A 16,795-nucleotide genomic window follows, 5' to 3' on the forward strand; every position below is an offset into this window, starting at 1 on the left:
TGATCGCCGCGATCGGGACCGCGTCAGGCGGCTGCGCCGTCGTCCTCGTCCTCGGCCTCGGCGTCGTTCCCAGCCTCGGCCTCGGCGAGCTCGGGTTCGAACGGCGTGAGCACGAAGATCGGGATCGCGCGGTCGGTCTTGGCCTGGTACCCGTCGTAGTCGGGCCAGACCTCGGTGGCTCGCGCCCACCATGCGTCCTTCTCGGCGCCCGTGACCTCGCGGGCGAGGTAGTCCCGCTTGACCGCTCGGTCCTGCAGCTCGACGTGCGGCTGCTGCTTCATGTTGAAGTACCACGCCGGGTGCTCGGGGTCGCCGCCCTGCGACGCGACCACCGCGTACTCGCCCTCGTGCTCGACGCGCATGAGCGCGGTCTTGCGCAGCTTCCCGCTCTTCGCGCCGACCGTGGTCAGCACGATGACGGGTCGGCCGCGCAGCGAGTTCGCCTCGCGCCCCTCCGTCGCCTCGTAGGTCTCGGCCTGGTCGCGCGCCCACTTCGATGTGCTCGGTGCGTAGTCGCCCTGCAGCGGCATCCGTTCCTCCTCGTTCGGGTCCGTGTTCCACGCTAACGCGCGCGGCCTTCTCGTGATTCCCGGTGCGCCGGTGCGCGGCTCGGGAACATGAGCGGCGTGTCGCAAGTTGAGCGTAGTACACTCAACTTTGTCGAAAGGAGCCCCGTGGCCAACATGCAGGGCGCGCCGAGCTCGCAGGACGAGCAGAAGTCGGCGCTCGAACAGTACGGCGTCAACCTCACCGAGATCGCCCGGCAGGGCAAGCTCGACCCGGTCATCGGTCGCGATGCCGAGATCCGCCGCGTCAGCCAGGTGCTCACGCGCCGCACGAAGAACAACCCCGTGCTCATCGGCGAGCCCGGCGTCGGCAAGACCGCCGTCGTCGAAGGGCTCGCCCAGCGCATCGTGGCCGGCGACGTCGCCGACTCGCTGAAGGACAAGCAGCTCGTCGCGCTCGACATCTCCGCCCTCGTCGCGGGCGCCATGTACCGCGGGCAGTTCGAGGAGCGGCTCAAGGCCGTCCTCAAGGAGATCAACGAGGCCGAGGGTCGCATCATCACCTTCGTCGACGAACTGCACCTGCTCATGGGCGCGGGCGGCGGCGAGGGCTCGGTCGCGGCATCCAACATGCTGAAGCCCATGCTCGCGCGCGGTGAGCTCCGCCTCATCGGCGCGACCACGCTCGACGAGTACCGCGAGTACGTCGAGAAGGATGCGGCGCTCGAACGCCGCTTCCAGCAGGTGTTCGTGGGCGAGCCCAGCGTCGAGGACACGATCGCGATCCTCCGCGGGCTGAAGGGCCGGTACGAGGCGCACCACGGCGTGACGATCACCGACGCCGCGCTCGTCGCCGCGGCGGCGCTGTCGAACCGGTACATCACCGCTCGCCAGCTGCCCGACAAGGCGATCGACCTCATCGACGAGGCGATGAGCCGCCTCAAGATGGAGATCGACTCGAGCCCGGTCGAGATCGACCAGTTGAAGCGCCAGGTCGACCGCATGCGGCTCGAGGAGCTCGCCCTGAAGAAGGAGAAGGACGAGGCCTCGAAGGAACGGCTCGAGCGGCTCCACGAGAGCCTGCTCGAGAAGGAGCGCGACCTCGCGGCACTCGAGGAGCGCTGGTCGCGCGAGCGGATGTCGCTGAACCGCGTCGGCGAGTTGAAGAAGCGGCTCGACGAGGCCGTCACCGAGCGCGACCGCGCGATGCGCGAGGCCGACTACGCCCGCGCGTCCAAGCTCGAGTACGAGACGATCGCGCAGCTGCAGCGCGACCTCGAGGCGGCCGAGCAGGCCGAGCAGGCCCCCGACGAGCCGCGCATGGTCAACGAGCAGGTCACCGAGGAGGACATCGCGGCGGTCATCGCCCAGTGGACCGGCATTCCGGTCGGGCGCCTCATGCAGGGCGAGACCGAGAAGCTGCTGCACCTCGAGCAGGAGCTCGGTCGCCGGGTGATCGGCCAGCGCCGCGCGGTCGAGGCCGTCGCCGACGCCGTGCGGCGTGCGCGCGCCGGTGTCTCCGACCCCGACCGGCCGACCGGCTCGTTCCTGTTCCTCGGCCCGACCGGCGTCGGCAAGACCGAGCTCGCCAAGGCGCTCGCGTCGGTGCTCTTCGACGACGAGCACGCCATGGTCCGCATCGACATGTCGGAGTACGGCGAGAAGCACTCGGTGGCCCGCCTCGTCGGCGCCCCTCCCGGCTACATCGGCTACGAGCAGGGCGGGCAGCTCACCGAGGCCGTGCGGCGTCGCCCCTACTCGGTGATCCTGTTCGACGAGGTCGAGAAGGCGCATCCCGAGGTCTTCGACGTGCTCCTGCAGGTGCTCGACGACGGGCGACTGACGGATGGCCAGGGCCGAACCGTCGACTTCCGGAACGTGATCCTCGTGCTCACCTCCAACCTCGGCTCGCAGTACCTCATCGACCCGACGCTCTCGTGGGACGAGAAGGAGCAGGCCGTCATGGCCGCGGTGCGGCAGGCATTCAAGCCCGAGTTCGTGAACCGGCTCGACGACCTCGTCGTGTTCTCGGCGCTCACGCTCGAGGAGCTCGGCGAGATCGTCAACCTCTCGATCGACCGGCTCACGGCGCGGCTGCACGAGCGGCGGCTCGAGCTCGGCGTCACGCCCGATGCGCGGACCTGGCTCTCGCAGCGCGGGTACGACCCGCTGTTCGGTGCGCGGCCGTTGCGCCGGCTGATCCAGACCGAGGTCGCCGACCGGCTCGCGCGGGCGCTCCTCGCGGGCGAGATCCGCGACGGCGACACGGTCGTCGTCGGGCTCGCCGCCGACGGCGAGCACCTCACGGTCACGCGTGCACCGGAGCCCGGCGACACGCCCGAGGGCGGCGACCACGACGTGATCGACGCCGAGATCGTCGAGGAGTAGGGCTCCGCGTCAGGAGGTCTCGGCCGAGGGCGCGGCGGCGGGCGCGGATCCAGGAGACGGTTCCGGCGCACCGTTCGCCGTCGCCGAGGCGCGGCGCTCGAGCGCCACCGCGAGCATGATGATCGCCGCGCATCCGGCCACCATCGTCGCGATGCAGCCCGCGTGCCGGCCCTGGTCGAGCAGCAGTTTCGAACCCGTGGACCTCGTGCCCTCGCTCGGGAGCGCGTGCCAGCAGCCCTTCATGCCGGTCACCGGCGCAGTCTGCCGCACCCTGCCGACACGGCACGTTCCGCCGTCCAGCGCCACGCGGCATCCGCACCGTCCGTTCACCCGGCCCGCCTACGGTCGTCGGCATGTCGGTGGGGGCGAGGACGGACGAGTCGCTGGTCGTCGAGGTCGATGCGGGCGCGGTCCGCGGGCGGCGACGTCGTGGCACGCGGCAGTGGCGGGGCGTCCCGTACGCGGCGGCGCCGGTGGGCGAGCTGCGGTTCAGGGCACCCGTGCCGCCGGTTCCCTGGCGCGGCGTCCGGGATGCCGCCGCGTTCGGCCCGGTCGCCCCCCAGCACCGGCGGGGGCAGTTCCTGGGCGCGGCAGAGCATCTCCCGCGCAGCGAGGACTGCCTGCGCCTCAACGTCACGGCACCCGACGTCGACCGCGACGACGGGCTACGCCCGGTCATGGTGTTCGTGCACGGCGGCGCCTACAGCGTCGGCTCCGCCGGCGAGTACCCGAGGCAGGGCGAGCGGATGGCGCGCGAGCACGGCGTCGTCTACGTCGGCGTCGACTATCGGCTCGGTGCCCTCGGCTGGCTCGATCTCAGGGCGTACTCGCGCCCGGGGCATCCGTTCGAGGTGAACCTCGGCCTCCGCGACCAGGTCGCCGCGCTCGAGTGGGTGCGCCGCAACATCGGCGCCTTCGGCGGCGACCCCGATCGCGTCACGCTCTTCGGCGAGTCGTCCGGAGGCAACTCGGTGACGACCCTGCTCACGGTCCCGGCGGCCGAGGGGCTCTTCGCGCGCGCGATCGCCCAGAGCTCGCCGGCGAACGCCGTCTACTCGCCCGAAGTCGCCCAGCGCTGGGCGGCCGAGTACGTCCGCATCCTCGCCAGGCTGGTCGACGACGACGACCTCGACAGCGAGGCGCCCGAGGACGCCGCGGCGATGCTCCGTTCGACCGACCCGATGCGCCTGGCGGACGCGACCACCGAGCTCACCGTGCGCACCCCGGATGAGAATCCGGGCACGATCGCGCTCGCCCCCGTGATCGACGGCGACTTCCTGCCGCACCGCCCGCTCGACGCATTCCGCGACGGGCTCGCGCACCGCGTGCCGCTCATCATCGGCACCAACGATCGCGAGGGGTCGCTGTTCGAGGGGCGCATCGACATCCTGCCGACGACCAAGCCGCGCATCCGCGCCATCTTCGCCAACACCGCGAAGCGGTCGCGCAAGGCGATCAAGGCGCGCTACCCCGGCCTGCCCGCGCGTCGACCGGCCGCCGACTTCGCGGGCGACTTCACCTTCTGGTTCCCGAGCGTGAAGGTGGCCCAGCGGCACTCCCGCCACGCGCCGACCTGGTGCTACCGGTTCGACGCGGCGCCGCGCGCGGCGCGATGGCTCGGCCTCGATGCGACCCACGGGCTCGAGCTCTTCGCGCTGTTCGAGAAGTTCGACACCCCGGTCGGCGCTGGGCTGACCCTGCTCGGCGGGCGGCGGATGTTCCGCGCGGTCGGGCGGCGGATGCAGGCGCACTGGGCCGGCTTCGCGGCATCCGGCGCACCGGGTCCCGGATGGCCGCCCTACGATGAACGACGGCGCCGCACGCTCGTGTTCGACGCCGTCGATCGGGTGGTCGCAGACCCCAGGAGGAAGAAGCGCCGCGCGTGGCAGGAGTTCGTGCCGCACGTCTGAGCGCGCTGTCGGCTCGAGTCCTCCGTCGCGGAGCCCGCTCGACGGACGATGGTCAACGGTCGAGGTACGCGAGCACCGCCCGGACCCGTCGGTTCTGCTCTCCCGACGGCTCCAGGCCGAGCTTCTGGAACACCGACGCCGAGATGGACTCGACCGTGCGCTCGCTGATGAAGAGCTCGCGCGCGATGCCCGCGTTGGAACGGCCCTCCGCCATCGCGGCGAGCACCTCGCGCTCGCGCGGGGTCAGCCGCTCGATCGGCGAGTCGCTGCTCGGGCGCATGAGCGCGGCGACGAGCGTCGGGTCGAGCACGACCTCGCCGCCGCGGACGCGGTGCATCGCATCGATGAGCACGCCGATGTCGGAGACCCGCTCCTTGAGGAGGTACGCGACGCCGCCCGACGGCTCGGCGAGGACCGCGGCGGCGGTCACGACATCCATGTGCTGGCTGAGCAGGACGACCGAGGTCGACGGGTGGCGCTCACGGATCATCCGTGCCGCCACGACGCCCTCGTCGGTGAAGGTGGGCGGCATGCGTATGTCGACGATCGCGACGTCGGGGTGCCGGCTCTCGACCAACCCGAGGAGCCCGTCGGCGTCGTCGGCCTCTCCGGTGATCTCCGCACCCGAGCCCTCGAGCAGTAGCGCGATGCCGCGGCGGATGAGCGGCGCGTCGTCGGCGAGGACGATCCGCAGGCCGAGTGTTCCTTGGTCCTGGCTCATGTGCTCCGGCCTTCCCGTCCATCGTGCGATCCGGACCCGCGCGATCCGGACCCGCGCGATCCGGGTCCGTGCGACAGCTCGCGCAGGCGTTCGAGTGCGATCCGGATCTGCGACTCCGCGTCGGTCAGCACTTCGGAGTCGGCGAGTTCCCGTCGTGCGACCGCGAGGAACAGCAGCGCGCTCACGAGCCGTTGCTGCGCGCCGTCGTGCAAGTCGTGCTCGATGCGCTCCCGCTCGTGCCGGCTCGCCGCCGTGATCGCGCGCTGCGACTCCTCGAGCCAGGCCACCTGCGCGAGGGCCGTCGCGGTCATGCGGGCGTTGCGGATCGCGAGGAGGTCTACCGGATCGAGTTCGCCCGCCGACACGGTGCGTGGACGCGACCCGATGGCCAGCATGGCGACGACGCCCTCGTCGTCGACGAGCTCCGTCGGGAAGGCCCCACGGTCGGCGACCGGTCGCCCCTCTGCGTCGAGCCAGCCATCGCCGTCGAGCCCCGGGAAGATCGCTCGGCCGACCGCGCCGCCCCGGAGTCGTTCGGTCGCCCGTCGGACCGCCGCGGTGACGCGGATTCGTCCGAGCCGTTCGGCCAGCACCGTCCCGCCGAGCACGGCGGCGCCGGCGGCGAGTGCGAACGCGCCCCAGGGCCACGCGCCGATGTGGGTCCAGGCCGCGGCTCGTACGCCCTGGGCCACGGCCATCAGCAGGACGGCGACGAGCGCGCCCGCCGCCGGACCGCTGAACCGATTCGAGTGCGCCGACACGGCGCGCGCGGCGCCGACGAATGAGATCAGGGAGACGGCGGCGCCGGCCGCCACCGCCGGGGACGAGCCGACCAGGTCGGCCAGCGGCACCGCCACGTCCGGGCACCGTCGGAGGCAGGGCGCCTCCTCGATGGGCGCGACGGATGCCGCGATCAGCGCTGCCGCGGCGCCGGCGAGGATCCACGGAAGGACCCGGAGCGTGCGACGCCCGACACCGGCGAACTCGACGGCGACCATCACGGCGGCGGCAACCATCAGCGGCGCGAACCCTATCCCCATCGACGTCGCCCATGCGGGCACCCCCGGAACGCCCGCCAGGATCGGCACACCGATCCCCGTCGCGACCAGTGCGCACCCGCTCGCGGCGATCGGCCGGCGGACGGACGACCACGCCCCCGTGACGAGCAGGACGAGCGCGACCCATTCCGTCGCCGCGACGACCGGTTCGTTCGCGACCATGCCGTCGGTCCGGATCGCATCCATGGCGGCCACGGACCCGACGATTCCGGCGACGATGGTCGCCCACGCCCCTGCGACCACGCCGGCCTGCGCGGTCGGCCACTCGTGCGGCCGGACGACTCGCCGGCCGGCGCCCGACGTGTTCCGAGTTGCTCGCACCCATGACCGCGCGGTCATGGTGCGATCGTATCGACCCTTCGGCCGCTGTGCCGCCGTGTTTCCCCTGATGGGGCGCCGAGTCGGCACGGTGCAGGAAGCTCGTCCCGCTGGCGATGCTCGAGGCATCTGGACGAGAATCGGGAGGGGTCATGATGCGGACGACGAGGACGATCGCACTGGTCGCAGCCTGCAGCGCAGCGGTCACGATGGGTTGCGCGACGGGAGTGGACCGCACCGGGTCGTCGACGCTCACGCTCAAGGTGGCGACGATCGACGGCGACGTGGACACGACCGGCCAGCTGGCCGGGGTGACGGCGTTCCTCGATGCGCTCGAGGCCGAGAGCGGCGGAGCCATCGAGGTCAACCTCGAGACCGACTACGGCGACGGGGTCGCCGAAGCCGAATCGGACCTGGTCCGCGCCGTCGCCGACGGAGAGGTGGACCTCGCCTGGCCGGCGACCCGCGCCTTCGCCGCAGCCGGCATCGACGGGCTGCGTTCCATCGAGGCGCCGATGCTCATCGCGAACCACGATGCGGAGCGCGCACTCATCGAAGGGGAGGCGCCGTCGCTCATCGCCGACCGACTCGACGAGGAGGGCATGGTCGCACTCGGGCTGCTCATGGGGCCGCTGCGACGTCCGTTCGCCGTCGACGCCCCCCTCCTCCGCCCGGAGGACTGGAGCGGTGTCCGATTCCGGGTGTTCAATTCGCCGATGCAGGTGCAGTCGGTCGCGTCGCTGTCCGGCCGACCGGTTCCCGCTGGCGTCGACTGGTCCGATCGGCTCCGCGCCGGCGAGCTTGATGGCGCTGAGATCGACGTCCGGCAGTACCGCCACCTCGGGATGACCACCGAAGCGCCCTGGGTGGCCGCCGACGTCGTGCTCTGGCCCAAGATGCTCGTCCTCGCGATCAATCGCGATCGCCTCGAGTCGATGTCCGACGAGCAGCGCGGGTGGATCGAGTCGGCGACCCGAACCGCCGTCGACGCGTCCCTTGCCGCGGACTACGACGAGACGGCCGCCGTCCGAGAACTGTGCGAGCTCGACGTCCGCTTCGTGCGCGGCGACGAGGCATCGATCGCCGCGCTCCGCGAACGGACGGCGCCGGTCCTGGACGAGCTGGCGGGCGATCCGGACGAGGCGGAGCTGCTCGCGGCGGTGCGAGCCGCAGCCGCGCAGCATCCCGATGCCTACGTCCCGCCGATTCCAGACGGATGCGACGACCCTGAAGCCCTCGCCTCGACCATCGAGGACCGTGCGGCGGCGCTTCCGCCCGACGGGCGGTATCGGGTCGAGGTGACCCAGGACGAGGTGCTGGCCGCAGGGCTGTCCACGGAGCCGGGATATCCCGGGACCTGGACGCTCGACCTCCGCGACGGCGAGTACGCGTTTCGGTGCCAGGTGATCTCCGACCCCCGCCACGACTGCGGCAACGGGGAACTCCCAGCGGATCAGGTGCTCGAGGCGGGCAGGCTCGTGGCGAACGGCGCCGACGTCGTGACGTTCGTCTACGACCAGGACGTGCACTCGCAGTATGTCGCATGTCCGAAGGACTGCTACTCGGTCCAGGACGTGACCGCCGGATGGCGGCTCGACGGCGATGCGCTCGTGTTCGGCGACGTCGACGGCGAGATGCCGGTCAACGGTCTCCTCGTCATCGAGCCGTGGGCCCGGATCGGCGACGCGGCACCTCCACGGTGATCCGCGTGCCTTCGCCCGGCCGGCTCTCGATCGCGAGTCGGCCGGCGAGGGCCGTCACGCGGCGTCGAATCGCGGGGAGCCCTGACGGGTCGACGCCGCCGCTGCCGTCGTCGAGGACCTCGAGGCGGATGCGGTCCCCGTCGTGCGTCGCCCGGATCTCGATCCGGGAGGCGCGGGCGTGCTTCATCGCGTTGGAGAGAGCCTCGGAGGCGATGAAGTACAGGGCGGTCTCGGTCGGGTCATCGGCGGTGGCGGCGTCCTCCGCGTTGACCGCCACGGTCGGGACGCCTCCCCGAGCCAGTGCTCGCAGCTCGGTCGCGAGTCGTCCGTCGCCGAGGTCCCGGGCCCATGCCGCGTCGATCACCCCGAGGAGGTCCCGTTCCGCGAGCTGCACCTCCGCGACGGCGACGTCGAGCGGATCCGCGTCCGACGCCGTGCCGTCGACCGCCGGATGTCGCGGTGCAGGGCGGGCTCCATCGAGCAGGCGGACTCCCTGTCGAAGCGGGACGAGCACGTCGTGATCGACGCGGCCTGCCACCTCCATCCGTCCCGCGTGAGCCCGCTCGAAGAGATCGGCTCGCGCTCGGGCGACGGCTCGACGCTGGCCGTCCAGCTCGGCCTGCAGGCGGTCGTGATCGTTCGCGAGCCGTACGGCTTCGATCACGGCGGCAGCGAGTCGGGCATCGCGCAGGACGCCGACGCGATGCTCCAGCGTGACGATCACGGCGCCCGAGTCGTCGAGGATGTCCGTGGTCTCGCGGTCGCCGGCCTGAGCGCGCGATGACGCGGCAGTGTCGGCACCCGAGGGCGAACTCGGAAGCCGGAGGCGCAGACCGTCGTCGTGCAACGCCGCCCGGAGGACCGGTTCGATGCCGGCGAGGCCCGTCGCCTCGCCCGCGGACGCGGCGTTCTCGCGAAGTCGGACGATGCGCCGACGATCGGACGCCGCGGTCGCCGCGATGAGTACCGCGACGAGGATGAGGGCGGCGGAGTACGCCAGGAGGACGGAATGGGCACCGATCCCGCCCGTCCGCTCCCGTGCCGCCCATGCCGCAGCGAGCACGAGGGCCACGAGCGTCGCTCCGGCGACCGACCCGATCGCGAGCCGGCTCGGACCTCGGGGGCGAGGACGGACCGCGGCCCAGACCGCGATCCCGGCGAAGACCGCGACCTGGACCTGGCCAGGCAGCACGCCCGAGCCGAGAGCCGCAGCGAGCACCGCGGTCGCGACGACACTCCCGATCCCGCTCACCGCGCCGGCCGCTGCGATGAACATCCAGGCCAGGCCGGCCTGGTGGGCGAGCGCGAATCCCGGCAGGAACGTGCCAGCCACCCAGAGTGCCGCCGTGGCCACCGCTGCGCCTCGAACCTGGAGGTCGGCGACCGGCAGGAACGCGACCACGGAGAAGGCGAGGGCGACGGCTGGTTCTGCGCCGCTGCGGGCGAGATCTGCCGTCTCCGCCCACACCGCGATGGCCGCCGGAACGGCGGCGATGATCACGGCGGCCGCGGCCACCGTGATCACGCCGACCGCGACTGCGGACGGCGACCGTTCCCGTGCGCCTCGCACGAATGGATTCTCTCAATCCCGGCCGTGCGCCGCATCGACTCGGCGCGTCTCGCCGCGGCCCCGCGCACCGCGTGCCTCTCTCGGATGGCGTGGCGCGCACTGCACGAGGATGCGCGGCACGTTTCGGGCGCGGCCTGATCGGGTCGGCCGTGCGGAGACGCTCAGCCGAGGAACTCCGCGATGTCGGCGCAGAAGTCCCGCCCCTCCGTCTCGGGGTGGCCCTTGAAGTCGGCGCCGAGGAACTCGACGAACTCGTCGTCGTCTGGGTTCGACGGGGTGCCCATCGTGTCGATCACGATCGCGTAGAAGTTCCGGCCGGTGTCGAGGAACTTCCGCTCGCCGTCGGGCCCGTAGTACGTCGTCGGTCCGGTCGAGAGGCCTTCGATCGTGATGGTGCCGTCGCCGTTGTCGGTGACCTTCCGGTCCTTGTCGAGGCCGTTGCGGGAGAAGCTGAACGTCTTGCCGTTCTCGACGTTCGTCCACGACCCGTGGCTCGTGAAGGTGGACCCGCCGTAGTACTGGCCGTCTCCGCGCTGCTGGAAGCGGAACGTCCCCCAGGCGTCCTCGACGTACAGCACGTCGAACGGGACCACGTCGGCCGGGCACCAGTCGTCCCCGTGCTCGACCTGCTCGATGTGCTCGATGTGGTCGGTCCAGTGGTCGACGAACGGTCGAGCGGCCCAGGCCGGCGCCCCGGCCGTGAGGATCAGTGCGGATGTCGCGACGACCCCGGCGATGATCATGCTCCGATGCATGGCGGACTCCTCTGAAACGGGTCCGTGCAGTGCACGGGCCCAGCCCCCGGTCGTCGGGTCCGCACCCGGTGGCCACACCCTACTCCCGCCGGATCCGGCCGATGACCCCAGTGCGGGGGGCGGCGAGCGTAGGCTCTCAGGCATGCTCGCCACCGTGATCCACGCTGCCCGTGACATCCGCGTCGAAGAGGTACCCGACCCCGAACTCTCGACCGGCGGCGACGCGGTCGTCCGCGTCGTCGCCGCGTGCGTGTGCGGCTCCGACCTCTGGCCGTACCGTGGGGTGACGCCGACGCACTCGCCCCACCGCATCGGCCACGAGTTCGTGGGCGTCGTCGAGGCCGTCGGCCCCGAGGTGACGACGGTGCGGGAGGGCGACTTCGTGATCGCGCCGTTCTACGTGTGCGACGGCACGTGCGCGAACTGCCGCAACGGCGTCAGCACGTCGTGCCTCTCGGGCAGCTGGTGGGGCGGCGACGACAAGGTGGGCGGCGTGGCCGACGGCGGTCAGGGCGAGCGCGTGCGCGTGCCGCTCGCCGACGGCACGCTGTTCGTCGTGCCCGGGCCGGTCGCCGACGACGAGGTGCCGGGACTGCTCACGCTCTCCGACGTGATGGGGACCGGGCACCACGCCGCGGTGTCGGCGGGGGTCGGCCCCGGCGACTCGGTCGCCGTCGTCGGCGACGGCGCCGTCGGGCTGTGCGCGATCATCGCCGCGAAGCGGCTGGGTGCGACGACGATCATCGCGATGTCGCGCCACGCCGACCGACAGGCGCTCGCCCGCGAGTTCGGCGCCACGCACGTCGTCGAGGAACGTGGCGACGAGGGCGTCCGCCGAGTGCAGGAGCTCACGGGAGGCATCGGCGCCGACCGCGTGCTGGAGTGCGTGGGCACCAAGGAGTCGATGGACCAGGCGCTGCGCTCGACGCGCCCGGGCGGCATGGTCGGCTACGTCGGCGCGCCGAACGGCGGGCCCGAGCTTCCGGTCCGCCCCATGTTCAACCGCAACGTCGGCGTGAACGGCGGCGTCGCGCCGGTGCGCGGGTACATCGGCGAGCTCCTGTCCGACGTGCGCTCCGGTGCCATCCGCCCCGGCCTGGTCTTCGACCTCGAGCTGCCGCTCGCGGAGGCTGCGGAGGCCTACGCCGCGATGGACGAGCGTCGGGCGATCAAGGTGCTGCTGCGGCCGTAGCCGACCGCGCGCGCCTCGGGAGGACGTTCTCGCCGCGCGCGGCGTGTCGGCCCGCGTTCCGCGGCGTGTCGCGCGGAAGTTCCTCCCGAGGCGATGGGAAACGGGAGACGGGGCGGATGCCGCGCGCTCGCGACATCCGCCCCGTCTCGAAGGACGCGACCCGATCAGGCCGCGGCGATGACGATCTCGTCGAGCGGCTTGCGGCTGCGCGGGGCGACCTCGCGCTCGCGGAGCGGCTCGGGCAGGGCCGACGCATCGCCGACCTTGCCGATGGCGCTGACCGAGACCACGTCGAGGCCTGCGCGGAGGCCGAACACCTCGGCGAGCCGCGCCGCATCGAAGCCGCCCATCTGATGGGTGTGCAGGCCGTCGTGCTGGGCCTGCAGCGACATGTAGGCGACGGCCTGGCCGAGGTCGTACTTGGCCCACGGGCGCGGGGTCCCGGCCTCGTCGACGGTCTCCGCGACGTTGACGACGAGCGCGGCGGCGGAGTCGGCCCACGCCTGGTTGAAGCCCATGAGCGCGTCGTGGATCGCGGTGAACGCCTCGGTGCCGCGACGGGCGACGATGAAGCGCCAGGGCTGGACGTTGTTGGCCGAGGGCGCCCAGCGCGCCGCCTCGAGGAGGGTGCGCAGGGTCTCCTCCGAGAGCTCGGCGGTGGGGTCGTAGGCGCGCGGGCTCCACCGCTCCACGAGCGGGGCGATGAGCGGCGCGTCGGTGGGGACGTGGCGCGAGGTGTCGACGAGGGTCATGATGACGGTGCCTTCCGAATGGTTCCGATGGATCTGCCGGGACACCGTCGTCCCATTGCATTACAACGCATGGATCCTCGGAACATTCCGAGCACCTCCGGACCCGCGCGTGCGAGCGCTCAGGCCGCCGCGCGCGCCAGTTCCTCGCGGATGCCGGCGACGAACGCGTCGATGTCGTCCTCGGTCGTGTCGAACGAGCACATCCAGCGGACCTCGTTGCGTGCGGCGTCCCAGTCGTAGAACTTGAAGCCGCGCTCGCGCAGGCGGTCGGCGACACCTGCGGGCAGCACCGCGAACACGCCGTTCGACTCCGTTGCCTGCGTGAACGACAGGCCTGGCAGCTCGCCGGCGGCGATGCCGGCGTCGAGCGACTCCCGCAGGCGACGCGCCATCGCATTCGAGTGCGACGCGTTCCGCAGGTAGAGGTCGCCGTCGAGCAGCGCGATGAGCTGCGCCGACACGAACCGCATCTTCGACGAGAGCTGCATGTTGAGCTTGCGCAGGTACTTCAGGCCCTCGGATGCCGCGGGGTTCAGCACCACGATCGCCTCGCCGAGCAGCGCCCCGTTCTTCGTGCCGCCGAAGCTCAGCACATCGACGCCCGCGTCGCGCGTGAAGGCGCGCAGGGGCACGCCGAGGGATGCCGCGGCGTTCGAGATCCGCGCCCCGTCCATGTGCAGCGTCATCCCGCGCTCGTGCGCGTGGTCGGCGAGCGCCCGGATCTCGTCGACGGAGTACGCCGTGCCGAGCTCGGTGGTCTGCGTGATCGAGACGACCAGCGGCTGCGCGCGGTGCTCGTCGCCCCAGCCCCACGCCTCGCGGTCGACGAGCTCGGGCGTGAGCTTGCCGTCATCCGTCGGCACGGTCAGGAGCTTGATGCCGCCCACGCGCTCGGGCGCCCCGCCCTCGTCGACGTTGATGTGGGCCGTGGATGCCGCGATGACCGCGCCCCACCGGGGGAGCATCGACTGCAGCGCCGTGACGTTCGCGCCCGTGCCGTTGAACACCGGGTAGACCTCGACCGGGTCGCCGAAGTGACGGGCGAACACCTCGTGGAGGTGGCCGGTGTAGTCGTCGTCGCCGTAGGCGACCTGGTGACCGCCGTTCGCCCCGGCGATCGCGGCGAGCACCTCGGGGTGCACGCCGGAGTAGTTGTCGGAGGCGAAGCCGCGGAAGGCGGTGTCGTGCAGGGGCTGGAACTCAGGGGTCACCGGACGATTCTCCCAGACGCGCGAGTCCGAGCAGCTACCGCATCCGGTAGTGCAGGCTCACATGCCCGGATGGGTGCGTGAAGGCGTGGTCGAGCGTCAGCGACCGCTGCCCGAGGGCGGCCGGCGAGAACGACCGGCCGGTCCCGAGCAGCACGGGCACGACTCGAAGGCGCACCTCGTCGACGAGTCCTGCCGCGAAGACCGCGTCGGTCAGTTCGAGGCTGCCCCACAGCACGATCGCATCGAACCGTGTCTTGAGTCGTGCGACGGATGCCGCGGCATCCCCCCGCAGCACCTCGATCTCGCCGTCGCCCCACGGGGCCCGCGCCAGGGAGTTCGAGACGACGTGCTTCGGCAGCCGGGCGATCGGCTCGGCCACCGCCTCGACGGCCGGGTCCGCGTTCGGCCAGTAGTCCGCGAACATGCGGTAGGTGTTCGCGCCGAGCAGGATCGCGTCGACGCCCTCGAGGAAGGCGAGCTGATCGTGATCGGTCGCATCGAAGTCCGGGACCTTCTCGAAGAACCCGATTCCGCCATCGGCGTCGGCCGCGTACCCGTCGACCGTGACGATCTGCTCGACGATGAGCCGACCCATCAGCGGATCCTCGCAGCGAGCTGCTCGCCGAGGAGGTCGAACGCCGAGTCCCAGCCGTCGTACACGTTCCCATCGCCGGGCGCGCCGGGGAATCCGCGGAGGTGGAACAGCATCTCGGTGCGGTCTCCGTCGAGCTCCCGCAGGTCCACCGTGATGACGGGGGCGGTCTCGTCGGGCTCGTCCGGTGAGCCCCAGGTGAAGACGAGCCGCCGGGGCGGGTCGACCTCGCGGTAGACGCCGGCGGTCGGGTACTCGTTGCCGTCGGCGGGGTTCACCATCGTGTAGGCGTACCGCCCGCCCGGCCGGGCGTCGACGGAGACGCTGCCGTCCTTGATGACGATGCCGCGCGGGTGCCACCATTCCGCCGCGTCCGCGGACTCGGTCCAGGCGCGCCAGACCAGGTCGCGGGGCGCGTCGAAGATACGGGTGATGGTGAACTGCGCGTCGGTCTGCGCGGTCATGGGGTCCCCCCTCTCATCCTGCGGAGCTGCTCATCGAGCAGGTCGAACCGCTCGTTCCACTCGCCCCGATGGCGTTCGACCCAGTCGGACGCCTCGTCGAGCGGTTCCGTCCGCAACGTGCAGGTGCGCCACTGAGCGGTGACGGTGCGCTCGATGAGTCCCGCCCGCTCGAGCACCGCGAGGTGCTGCGAGATCGCAGGGCGGCTCATCGCGAACGGCTCGGCGAGCTCGCCCACGGTCGCCGGCCCGCGGTGCAGGCGCGACAGCATCGCGCGCCTGGTCGGGTCGGCGAGCGCGCGGAAGACGAGGCTCAGCTCGTCAGCGGCATCCGCCATGTAAGCAACTCCTTAATTAACGATGTGCTTAACTTAGCTTCGGAGTCCAGCATCGGTCAAGCGATGGATGCGCGCGCATGGGAATCCGTCCGACGAATGTCTGGTGGAGGGCGGGTCGAGGGAACTCACGCACACGAGCCCGGCACCGCATGACGCCCGGGTTCGAGGACGAACGCAGGTGAGGCTAAGCTAAGTTCGCCCGCATTCGACGGGCCCTCACCTTCTCACCGATCGTTGGAGCCAGTACGCCCATGCGCGCACGACGCGGAATCGTCCTCGCCGGAGTCGGCATCACCGCCGCGACCCTCGCCCTGACCGGCTGCACCGCGCCGGCCGACGACGCCGAGACGCTCACCGTCTACGTCGGTCGCGACGAAGGCCTCGTCGGGCCGCTCATCGAGCAGTTCGAGGAGGAGACCGGCATCACGGTCGAGGCGCGCTACGCCGCGACGCCGGAGCTCACGGCGCTGCTGCTCGAGGAGGGCGACCGCACCCCGGCCGAGGTCTTCCTCTCGCAGGATGCCGGCGCGCTCGGCGCACTCGCCGACGCCGACCTCGTCACCGAGATCCCGGCAGAACTCGCCGACCTGATCCCCGACGGCTTCACGTCGCAGGACGACTCGTGGATCGGCGTCACGGGCCGCGCCCGCGTCATCGCCTACGACGGCGAGCAGCTCTCCGAGGACGAGGTGCCCGACACCGTCGACGACCTCACCGGCGAGGAGTGGTCGGGCCAGGTGGCGTTCGCCCCCGGCAACGCGAGCTTCCAGTCGTTCATCACCGCGCTGCGCGTGCTCGAGGGCGAGGAGGCCGCCGCCGCCTGGGTCGAGGGCATGGCCGCGAACGACCCCGAGCTCACCGAGAACAACCTCGCCTCGCTCGACCTCGTGAACACGGGCCAGGCGCAGGTCGGCCTCATCAACCACTACTACTGGTTCCGGCAGGCGGCCGAAGTCGGCGCCGAGAACATGCGCGCGCAGCTGAAGTTCCTCCCCGGCGACCCGGGCGGGATCGTCAACGTCACGGGCGCCGCCATCCTGACCGGGGCCGCCGACGACGACGCCGCCCGCGCGTTCGTCGAGTTCCTCGTGTCCGAGCAGGCGCAGCGGTACTTCGTCGAGGAGACCTTCGAGTACCCGCTGCTGCCCGGCATCGAGGCCCCCGAGGGCCTGCCCGCGCTCGATTCCCTCGTGAACCCGGGCCTCGACCTCAGCGACCTCGACTCGGTCGGCGAGTCCCAGCGACTCCTGGCCGACAACGGCCTGATCTGATCGGTCGGGCGAGCGGATGCCGCAGCCCGGCGACCCGGCCGGAACGCAG

At 71.7% G+C, this 16,795-nt stretch carries 16 protein-coding genes; 5 read left to right on the top strand and 11 right to left on the bottom strand.

The window, feature by feature from the left end:
* Positions 1 to 23 precede the first annotated feature (23 nt).
* A complete protein-coding gene (locus ACSJD1_RS01565) occupies positions 24 to 530 on the bottom strand; it encodes a nitroreductase family deazaflavin-dependent oxidoreductase (RefSeq protein WP_438853559.1) in 507 nt (168 codons plus the stop codon).
* Positions 531 to 683: 153 nt separating this feature from the next.
* Between ACSJD1_RS01565 and ACSJD1_RS01570 the strand changes: the two genes are divergently transcribed.
* On the top strand, positions 684 to 2,894 hold the full coding sequence (locus ACSJD1_RS01570) for an ATP-dependent Clp protease ATP-binding subunit (protein ID WP_438854102.1): 2,211 nt from the start codon (positions 684 to 686) through the stop codon (positions 2,892 to 2,894).
* 9 nt (positions 2,895 to 2,903) lie between these two features.
* Here ACSJD1_RS01570 and ACSJD1_RS01575 read toward each other — a convergent pair whose 3' ends face one another.
* On the bottom strand, positions 2,904 to 3,146 hold the full coding sequence (locus ACSJD1_RS01575; protein WP_438853560.1) for a hypothetical protein: 243 nt from the start codon (positions 3,144 to 3,146) through the stop codon (positions 2,904 to 2,906).
* Positions 3,147 to 3,247: 101 nt separating this feature from the next.
* Between ACSJD1_RS01575 and ACSJD1_RS01580 the strand changes: the two genes are divergently transcribed.
* Positions 3,248 to 4,804, top strand: coding sequence for a carboxylesterase/lipase family protein (locus tag ACSJD1_RS01580; RefSeq protein WP_438853561.1), 1,557 nt, complete (start codon positions 3,248 to 3,250; stop codon positions 4,802 to 4,804).
* Between the two features lie 52 nt (positions 4,805 to 4,856).
* Here ACSJD1_RS01580 and ACSJD1_RS01585 read toward each other — a convergent pair whose 3' ends face one another.
* Positions 4,857 to 5,525 (bottom strand): response regulator, encoded by a 669-nt coding sequence (locus ACSJD1_RS01585; RefSeq protein WP_438853562.1) that lies wholly within the window; start codon positions 5,523 to 5,525, stop codon positions 4,857 to 4,859.
* Positions 5,522 to 6,922, bottom strand: a complete 1,401-nt coding sequence (locus tag ACSJD1_RS01590) for a histidine kinase (RefSeq protein WP_438853563.1) — start codon at positions 6,920 to 6,922, stop codon at positions 5,522 to 5,524. The genes ACSJD1_RS01585 and ACSJD1_RS01590 overlap by 4 nt, the downstream gene beginning before the upstream one ends.
* Positions 6,923 to 7,053: 131 nt before the next feature.
* Between ACSJD1_RS01590 and ACSJD1_RS01595 the strand changes: the two genes are divergently transcribed.
* Positions 7,054 to 8,604, top strand: coding sequence for a TRAP transporter substrate-binding protein (locus ACSJD1_RS01595; protein ID WP_438853564.1), 1,551 nt, complete (start codon positions 7,054 to 7,056; stop codon positions 8,602 to 8,604).
* On the opposite strand, the gene ACSJD1_RS01600 is transcribed toward ACSJD1_RS01595, so the two are convergent.
* Positions 8,558 to 10,174 carry a sensor histidine kinase gene (locus ACSJD1_RS01600; RefSeq protein ID WP_438853565.1) on the bottom strand — a complete coding sequence of 539 codons (1,617 nt, stop codon included), beginning with the start codon at positions 10,172 to 10,174 and terminating at the stop codon, positions 8,558 to 8,560. The genes ACSJD1_RS01595 and ACSJD1_RS01600 overlap by 47 nt on opposite strands.
* Before the next feature lie 161 nt (positions 10,175 to 10,335).
* Positions 10,336 to 10,929, bottom strand: coding sequence for a hypothetical protein (locus ACSJD1_RS01605; protein ID WP_438853566.1), 594 nt, complete (start codon positions 10,927 to 10,929; stop codon positions 10,336 to 10,338).
* A gap of 142 nt (positions 10,930 to 11,071) precedes the next feature.
* On the opposite strand from ACSJD1_RS01605, the gene ACSJD1_RS01610 reads away from it, so the two are divergent.
* The gene (locus ACSJD1_RS01610; protein WP_438853567.1) at positions 11,072 to 12,121 is read left to right on the top strand and encodes a zinc-dependent alcohol dehydrogenase family protein; all 1,050 of its coding nucleotides are present in this window, start codon (positions 11,072 to 11,074) and stop codon (positions 12,119 to 12,121) included.
* A 164-nt stretch (positions 12,122 to 12,285) separates the two neighbouring features.
* On the opposite strand, the gene ACSJD1_RS01615 is transcribed toward ACSJD1_RS01610, so the two are convergent.
* The 5 genes from ACSJD1_RS01615 to ACSJD1_RS01635 form a co-directional block, all read right to left on the bottom strand.
* A complete protein-coding gene (locus tag ACSJD1_RS01615) occupies positions 12,286 to 12,873 on the bottom strand; it encodes a nitroreductase family protein (RefSeq protein ID WP_438853568.1) in 588 nt (195 codons plus the stop codon).
* Positions 12,874 to 12,992: 119 nt separating this feature from the next.
* Positions 12,993 to 14,084 carry a threonine aldolase family protein gene (locus ACSJD1_RS01620; protein WP_438853569.1) on the bottom strand — a complete coding sequence of 364 codons (1,092 nt, stop codon included), beginning with the start codon at positions 14,082 to 14,084 and terminating at the stop codon, positions 12,993 to 12,995.
* 34 nt (positions 14,085 to 14,118) lie between these two features.
* A complete protein-coding gene (locus ACSJD1_RS01625) occupies positions 14,119 to 14,679 on the bottom strand; it encodes a dihydrofolate reductase family protein (RefSeq protein ID WP_438853570.1) in 561 nt (186 codons plus the stop codon).
* Positions 14,679 to 15,140 carry an SRPBCC family protein gene (locus tag ACSJD1_RS01630; RefSeq protein WP_438853571.1) on the bottom strand — a complete coding sequence of 154 codons (462 nt, stop codon included), beginning with the start codon at positions 15,138 to 15,140 and terminating at the stop codon, positions 14,679 to 14,681. Before ACSJD1_RS01630 ends, ACSJD1_RS01625 begins: the two co-directional genes overlap by 1 nt.
* On the bottom strand, positions 15,137 to 15,475 hold the full coding sequence (locus ACSJD1_RS01635; protein ID WP_438853572.1) for an ArsR/SmtB family transcription factor: 339 nt from the start codon (positions 15,473 to 15,475) through the stop codon (positions 15,137 to 15,139). The genes ACSJD1_RS01630 and ACSJD1_RS01635 overlap by 4 nt, the downstream gene beginning before the upstream one ends.
* Before the next feature lie 251 nt (positions 15,476 to 15,726).
* Between ACSJD1_RS01635 and ACSJD1_RS01640 the strand changes: the two genes are divergently transcribed.
* Positions 15,727 to 16,746: an extracellular solute-binding protein gene (locus ACSJD1_RS01640; RefSeq protein WP_438853573.1), complete on the top strand. Its 1,020-nt coding sequence runs from the start codon at positions 15,727 to 15,729 to the stop codon at positions 16,744 to 16,746.
* Positions 16,747 to 16,795 lie beyond the last annotated feature (49 nt).

Origin of the sequence: Agromyces excoecariae (assembly GCF_051715505.1) — a bacterium.
Taxonomy (GTDB): domain Bacteria; phylum Actinomycetota; class Actinomycetes; order Actinomycetales; family Microbacteriaceae; genus Agromyces.